Consider the following 6390-nt stretch of genomic DNA (forward strand, 5'->3'; position numbering starts at 1 on the left):
ACTTCGCGGCCGTGCACGTGGAAGTCGTCGCTGGCGCTGCGATAGGCCATCAGCTTCTCCCGTGCTGCCTTGGCCGGCGGCGCTTTCAGCAAGGCGACCATCGTCGCGAACGCCTCGGCTGCCTCGTCCGGGCCGAACGGCTCGCGCGCCGCGATAGCCGCCACTTCGGCCGGCGTGCGCAGGAAGGTGATGACTTCGTAGCCCAGTTCCTCGCGCAACTGATCCTCGATCCGCCCTTCCAGCGCCACGGTATCGCCCTCGGCCGTGTCGAAGATAACGTTGCCGCTGGCGATGAACGTCGCCACGTTGTCGAAGCCCAGCGCCTCAATCAGGCCGCGCAGCCGCTCCATCTTGATCGTGCGACCGGTAATGTTGATGGCCCGTAGAAAGCCGATGTAACGGCTCATATTTTCCCATTCAAAGAATCCGCAGATTACGCAGATTATGCAGATTTCAGAGCAAAATCTGCGTAATCTGCGAAATCTGCGGATGATTCCTCTTCAAGGTATTATACCGTAATGCTTCACGCCTCAGCGAACGACCTCATCCCGACCCCCGACGACGTGCGGCGCATTGCCGCGCTGGACGACCCGGTGTTGCGCAACTTGCAGATCACCCAGTGCTACCACGAGTTGGCCCGCGCTCTGGCCCGCCATCTGCCCGGCGGCGCGAACTGGTGCGCTGTCGCTACCTGGGCTTCGCGGCAGGCCGGCCAGTCCATCCGCCGCGAGGATTTGCGGCGCGCGCTGGAGCGGCTGCTGCGCCAGTCGGCCGACGCCCAGGCCGCGGCCCAGGCTTTGGAGGCGCAGGGCGCGGCCATCGCCGGCGAGGGGCCGGAGAGCCTGATCGGCGCAGCGCTGGCCGTGCGCGACGCCCTCAGCCCGGCGGCGGCCTTCAGCCGCACGAGCGATGCCGTAGCCCGCGGCAACCGCAAAGTCTTCGAGGAGATCGGCCTGGAGTTTGCCCGCTTTCTGGCGCTGTTTGCCGGCGGCCCGCCTGGCGAGAGCGCGCTGGCAACGTTCCTCGATGGCCTGCGCCCCAGCGACCCGCCGGAGGGGCAGCGCTACCTGCGGCAAGCCTTCACCCACTACCACGCCGCGCTGAGCGCGACCGGTAAGGCGCGCGGCGAGTTGATGCTATTGGCGAACCTGGAGATCGGCCTCCACGAGCAGACACGCCTCCAGCCGGAAATCCGCGCGGCGATGGACGCGCCGATCTACGAGCCGGAGGCGCTGCGCCGCCGTTTGCTGGATGAGCTATTTCCCGACCCCGGCGCGAAGCTGCGACTGGCGGCGGCGCGGCTGGCCGGACGGGCCGAACCGCTACTGACCACGTGCGACCGGCTGGTCGACGAGGCGCAGGCGCTCGGCCGGCTGGCGGTCACGGAACTGTTAATGACGCTGGAGCTATCGGGCGGGCGGCTGTTGCGCCTGGGCGACGACCTGCGGGCGGAGTATCCCGCCACGTTGCGCGCCCTGTCGAACCCGGATTTGTGCGCCTTGCTGGCCCCCTTCGCGCTCGCGCCGGCCGAGCGCCGCGACTGGAGCCGTCTGCCGGAGCGGATGCGCTTCATCGCCGACCTATTCCGCGCCTACCACGAGGACGAGAGCCTGTTCGCGCCGCCGTTCACGGTTGGGCAGACGGCAACGCTGAAGGCGGGGCGACGGCCGGCGGATCTATGACGACATTATGAGCTTGCACCATTACACCTCATCCCTAGGCTCCCTGACATCCCGTCTTTACGTCGACGAAGACGACTTGCGCCACATGCAGCAGCTGTTGATGGAGGCGCGTTCGCGCACCAGTGATTGGCGCTATTGGCACGTCGGCGAGTTGATGTTCAACTTCTTCATGGTGACTTGCCACCTGAATCCGCAGGAGTACATCCGCCTCTGGCACAATGGGCGAGGGAAGCTGGTCGCCTATGCCATGCTGGGCGAGGATCCCGCTTTCGACTGTCAGGTATTGCCGGAACATGAGTGGTCTGGCATTGAGGAGGAGGCGCTGATCTGGGTAGAGACACGTCTGAGTGAACTCCGCCAGCATGACGCCCGCCGATGGAGCGGGCATCTGGTGTCTGGCGCGCGGCAGGATGACGCCCGGCGTATCGCCTTTCTGGAGCGGCACGGCTTTCGCTACAGCGGCGAGTTCGCCGAAGTGAATATGCTGCGCTCGTTGGGTGGGCCGATCCCCCAATCAGTGCTGCCGGCCGGTTATCAGGTGCGCGCTGTCGCCGAAGCTGGCGAAATCGCCAACCGCGCCGCCGCCCAGCGCGAGGTCTGGCAACCGTGGACTGTGGGCAACGTCAGTGACGACGATTACGCGCGCTTTATGCGGCTGCCCGGGTACTACCGTGAACTCGATGTGGTGACGGTTGCACCGGATGGCGTCATCGCCGCCTACGTGAATGGCTGGATCGATCCGGTCAACCGGATTGGCGACTTCGGCCCGGTCGGCGCGCTGCCGGCTTACCGGCGGCAAGGGTTGACGCGCGCGGCGCTACTCGAGAGCTTGCGCCGCATGTGGGAGCGGGGCATGAACCGCGTATGCATCTCAACGGGCGTGTCGAACACGCCGGCGCTGCGGCTCTATGAATCGCTCGGTTTCAGAATCGTGAACAAGTATCTTGATTACGTGAGAGGCGAATAGCGCTCTCAAGCATCTGAGAACATCTACTCGTTGCCAGTGACTACGGCGACGGCCAGCCCATCATATCCCTTCCCGCTGACCGTTTGGAGGATCGTCGCGCTGATCCGCGGCTCGGCGGCCAGCGCCTCGTTGAAGCGGCGCACGCCCTGCACGTTGGCGTCGTCGCTGTCGACATCGATCACCTGTCCCTGGCGCACCACATTGTCGGCGATGATGAGCGTCCCCGGCCGGGCCAGGTGCAGCGACCAGTGCAGGTACTCCGTATAGCTCGGCTTGTCGGCGTCAATGAAGATCAGGTCGAACGGCCCGCGCCCCTCCGCCTCTAGTTGCGGCAGTGTCTCCACCGCCCGGCCGACGCGCACTTCCACCGCCTCGCCCAGTCCGGCCCGGGCGATATTGGCGCGGGCGACCGCGGCGTGTTTCGGGTTGGCCTCCAGCGTAAGCAGCTGGCCGCCCGGCGGCAGCGCTCGCGCCAGCCAGATGGCGCTGTAGCCGCCCAACGTGCCGATCTCCAGTATCTGCCGCGCGCCGGTGGCCTGTGCCAGGATCATCAGCAGCTTGCCGTAGGAGGACGAGATGGCGATGGCCGGCAGGCCGGCAGCGTCGCTATCGGCCAGCGCCGCTTCCAGGGCTGCGTCGCCCGGATCGAATAGGTCGGTAAGGTAGGTATCGACGGCTGCCCACAGTTCTTGGGTCATATGCTTCCTCTCAGGGAATCAAATCCAACGGCTTGCGGTAGGCAATGATGCGCAACGTGGTCGCGAAACCACATTCCTCGTAGAGCCGCACCGCGCCGGTGATGTTCTCGGAGTCCGACGTCAGGGCTGACTCAGTCATGCCCCGCGCCTTCAGGACGCGCAGGCTCTCAGCGATCATGGCCCGCGCCAGGCCGCGCCGCCGGTAGGGCCGCCGGACGCTGATAGACTCCGTGAAGCCCCGGCGGCGGTTCAGCAGGTCATTTTCCAACTCGTCAATGAACGTCCGCACTTGCCCGGCGACCTCATTCTTTTCGATGTCCCAGGCGATCTGCCAGAGTTCCGGCTTGAAGGTGACCGGGTCCGCTAGATACCGTTGGTACATCTCCTCCGGATACACCGTCTTGCCCCAATGGTCGCGAAAGGCTTCCTGTGAGGCGTCCCAAATGGGGCGGTAGTGCTCGGGTAAAACCGGCCGCAACTCCAGGCCGGGCGGCATAGGAAAATCGGGCAGCGGCCCTTCCAGCGAGCGCACCATGACGTTGTAGTAACGCACCGGTAGGTAGCCCTCGCTGTGCAGCAGCGCGGTCAGATCAGTTGCCTGCTCCGGTGTGTGGGTGGCGAACGCCTTCTCGGCATCCCGTGGGTGCTCGGCGGCTATCTGCCGCAGTCGCGCCTCGACCCAGTGCAGCAAGGCCCGGCGGATGCCATGCCCTCGCCACGCGGGCGCGAGCGTCAACTCGAACTGGTAACGGGTAGGGCCGCTCACTTGCGGCGACCACCGGCCGTGCGTAAATCCAACTGCCTCACCGTCTATCTCCGCGACAATCATGTCGCGCGCGGGATCGCTGTTCGCCAGGTGGGCGAATTCGACGGCTACGTCCTCGGCCGACATTACGGTTTCATTGCCATCAGCCAGGCGCGAAGCATTGCCGACGGCGGCGATGGCCGGGTAGTCGCTCTCACCGCGGAAGTGGCGAAAGACGAGGCCGGGCACGTCCAGCGCATTTGGCAGGGTGATCACATCGTTAGTTTGATCGGGCACAATTTTATCCCTCAAACATGCCGTTTTGCTAGGTGGGATGAGATAGCGATGCACGACCGGAGCGAGCCAGGATTGTAGCACGCGCTAGGGCGGCCCTTCAAACAACATGCGGTAGCCGTTGGGCTAGTGATCAGTTTTAGAACGGCTAGGTCGCCTGCGTTTCGTTCGCCTCGCCAGCCGGCAGGGCCGACTGGAAGCTCATTGACAGGCCGGACGGCGCCTGCAGAAAGTAAATGCGCTCGCCATGAGCGTCCACTGGCCCTTCCGGCGATAGGCCCTGGCTGCGGGCGTGGGCGGCGAAGGCATCGGCGTCGTCCACCACCAGTTGGAGCATCATACCCGGCGGCATGCCCTCACCAGCGGGCCACACCTCGATCCAGCTGGAGCCGGCCGGGAAGATCGCGCCGGTAAAGGCATCGGCGCCGATCTGGCTGGTGTACTCGCCGAAATGCCGCCGCCGCACGCCCAGATCGTCCAGGCAGCGCGCCAGCGCCTCAGCCTCATTGGAAACGGTTACAAACCGAATTGCCAGCAGTTCCATCTGTTCACCTCTTACTTCTCTATTCATTGGCCAGCGCGAGCATCGGCAGCGGTACGCTAATCGGCCCGGCGGCGGTGTAGCTGGTGATGACCGGCGGCACGCGCCAGCGGTCGCCGCTTTCGTACAACTGGCGCACCCGATCGAACTCAGGTACGTCGCCCGCGGTCAGCGCGGCCATCTCGTCCAGCGCGGCCCAGTCGGCGGCGCTCAGCCCCTCGTCGCTGCCTTCCACGTAGGCCACGCCCCACAGGTCCCAGGGCAGCAATTCCACCTTGTTCAGCGCGGCCACGTCGCGCACGAAGTTGCCGCGCACGAACCACAGGCCGTGCATGTCGTGGATGCCGAACGTCTCCGGGTCGGCCTCCCCGGCGCGGCACAGCTGCCAGGCCGCGCCGCCGGTGATGAACTGGTCACGCGGTACGTCGAGCGGGTCGAAGGGCGGTTCGAGGACGCCCTGTTGCAGCGCGTCCAGTTGGGCATCCACCAGCACCCAGCGCTCCTCGGCGACGTTCCAGTACTCGCCCACCCAGTGATCTTCGAAGTGGTTGGGCAGGAAGTAGCGGCCGAAGCCGCAGCGGGCGCGGGCCGGCACGCCCTGGTGGCGCAGCATGGCCGTCAGCAGCACGGAGAAGTCGCGGCAGTTGCCGACCAGGCGCGTTTCCGGCGACCGGGTCTCGACCAACGGGCGCGGATCCAAGGCCATGATCCGTTCCAGCTTTTGATCGACGGGGCGCAACTGAACTTCCTCCCGGCGCGCCTCGTCCAGGTGGACACCGTAGTGGTCGGCCCAGAAGGTGTGGATCATGAGGCCCTGGACGACGCGGCACAGCGCCCCGATGTCGGTGGGCAGGGAATCAAAGAGGGCAGCATGGGGGCCGGGCGTCGTCATAGGCCCCGGCGTGGCGAAGTAGTGAAGGGTGTGGTTCATGGTGGATTCTCCCGGCGGGCGGTTTGCGCCCGCCACTCCGGCTCTAGTATAGCGTAGAGCAGCGCGTCCCAGTAACGGCCCTTGAACCGCTCTTTGTCGCGCAGCCGCCCCTCCAGGCGCATGCCCATCTTCTCCAGCACGCGCGCCGAGCCGGTGTTGTCGGCCAGCGTCGTGGCCCAGACGCGGTGGACGCCCAACTCAGTGAAGCCAAAGTTGAGCACGGCGCGGGCCGCCTCCGTGGCGTAGCCATGGCTCCAGTGGGCGGGGGAAAGTTCGTAGCCCATGTCGGCCTCGTGCGCGCCGGGCGACGCCAGCCGGATGCCACAGTTGCCGATCAGCTCCCCGCTCGCTTTCAGGACGACGGCCAGTTGGAACTTGGTGCGCGGCTGCGCCCGCTGGTGGTTCAGGAACATCCTCACGAAGGCGCGCACCGCCTCCGGCGTGCGCGCCGTCCACTCGTAGTAGCGCAGATAGAGCGGGTCGGACTGGTAGGCCAGCACGGCCGGCCAGTCATCCTCTCGGAAGTCGCGCA

Annotated in this window: 8 protein-coding genes; 2 read left to right on the forward strand and 6 right to left on the reverse strand. The window is 65.9% G+C overall.

Annotation, left to right across the window (positions count from 1 at the left end; translation table 11 throughout):
* Positions 1 to 407, reverse strand: a 407-nt coding sequence (locus ACE3UY_RS20015) for a DUF1697 domain-containing protein (RefSeq protein ID WP_374689246.1), incomplete at its 3' end; no start/stop codon positions are given.
* 111 nt (positions 408 to 518) lie between these two features.
* On the opposite strand from ACE3UY_RS20015, the gene ACE3UY_RS20020 reads away from it, so the two are divergent.
* Positions 519 to 1682: a hypothetical protein gene (locus ACE3UY_RS20020; RefSeq protein ID WP_374689247.1), complete on the forward strand. Its 1164-nt coding sequence runs from the start codon at positions 519 to 521 to the stop codon at positions 1680 to 1682.
* A 7-nt stretch (positions 1683 to 1689) separates the two neighbouring features.
* Entirely contained in the window at positions 1690 to 2649 is a 960-nt protein-coding gene (locus ACE3UY_RS20025; RefSeq protein ID WP_374689248.1) for a GNAT family N-acetyltransferase, read from the forward strand.
* A 23-nt stretch (positions 2650 to 2672) separates the two neighbouring features.
* Here ACE3UY_RS20025 and ACE3UY_RS20030 read toward each other — a convergent pair whose 3' ends face one another.
* The 5 genes from ACE3UY_RS20030 to ACE3UY_RS20050 all read right to left on the reverse strand — a co-directional run.
* A complete protein-coding gene (locus ACE3UY_RS20030; protein ID WP_374689249.1) occupies positions 2673 to 3347 on the reverse strand; it encodes an O-methyltransferase in 675 nt (224 codons plus the stop codon).
* Between the two features lie 10 nt (positions 3348 to 3357).
* Positions 3358 to 4389: a GNAT family N-acetyltransferase gene (locus ACE3UY_RS20035; protein WP_374689250.1), complete on the reverse strand. Its 1032-nt coding sequence runs from the start codon at positions 4387 to 4389 to the stop codon at positions 3358 to 3360.
* Between the two features lie 145 nt (positions 4390 to 4534).
* Positions 4535 to 4930, reverse strand: a complete 396-nt coding sequence (locus ACE3UY_RS20040) for a hypothetical protein (protein ID WP_374689251.1) — start codon at positions 4928 to 4930, stop codon at positions 4535 to 4537.
* Between the two features lie 19 nt (positions 4931 to 4949).
* Positions 4950 to 5858 (reverse strand): transglutaminase-like domain-containing protein, encoded by a 909-nt coding sequence (locus ACE3UY_RS20045; protein ID WP_374689252.1) that lies wholly within the window; start codon positions 5856 to 5858, stop codon positions 4950 to 4952.
* A partial coding sequence (locus ACE3UY_RS20050) for a GNAT family N-acetyltransferase (RefSeq protein WP_374689253.1) occupies positions 5855 to 6390 on the reverse strand: 536 nt, incomplete at its 5' end. The genes ACE3UY_RS20045 and ACE3UY_RS20050, both read right to left, overlap by 4 nt.

This window comes from Promineifilum sp. (SeqCode), from assembly GCF_041918635.1.
Classification (GTDB): Bacteria; Chloroflexota; Anaerolineae; order Promineifilales; family Promineifilaceae; genus Promineifilum.

Bases quoted from the DNA above. Each gene is read 5' to 3' on its own strand.
- ACE3UY_RS20020 (WP_374689247.1), top strand. From the start codon at position 519: ATGCTTCACGCCTCAGCGAACGACCTCATCCCGACCCCCGACGACGTG.
- ACE3UY_RS20025 (WP_374689248.1), top strand. From the start codon at position 1,690: ATGAGCTTGCACCATTACACCTCATCCCTAGGCTCCCTGACATCCCGT.
- ACE3UY_RS20030 (WP_374689249.1), bottom strand. From the start codon at position 3,347: ATGACCCAAGAACTGTGGGCAGCCGTCGATACCTACCTTACCGACCTA.
- ACE3UY_RS20040 (WP_374689251.1), bottom strand. From the start codon at position 4,930: ATGGAACTGCTGGCAATTCGGTTTGTAACCGTTTCCAATGAGGCTGAG.
- ACE3UY_RS20045 (WP_374689252.1), bottom strand. From the start codon at position 5,858: ATGAACCACACCCTTCACTACTTCGCCACGCCGGGGCCTATGACGACG.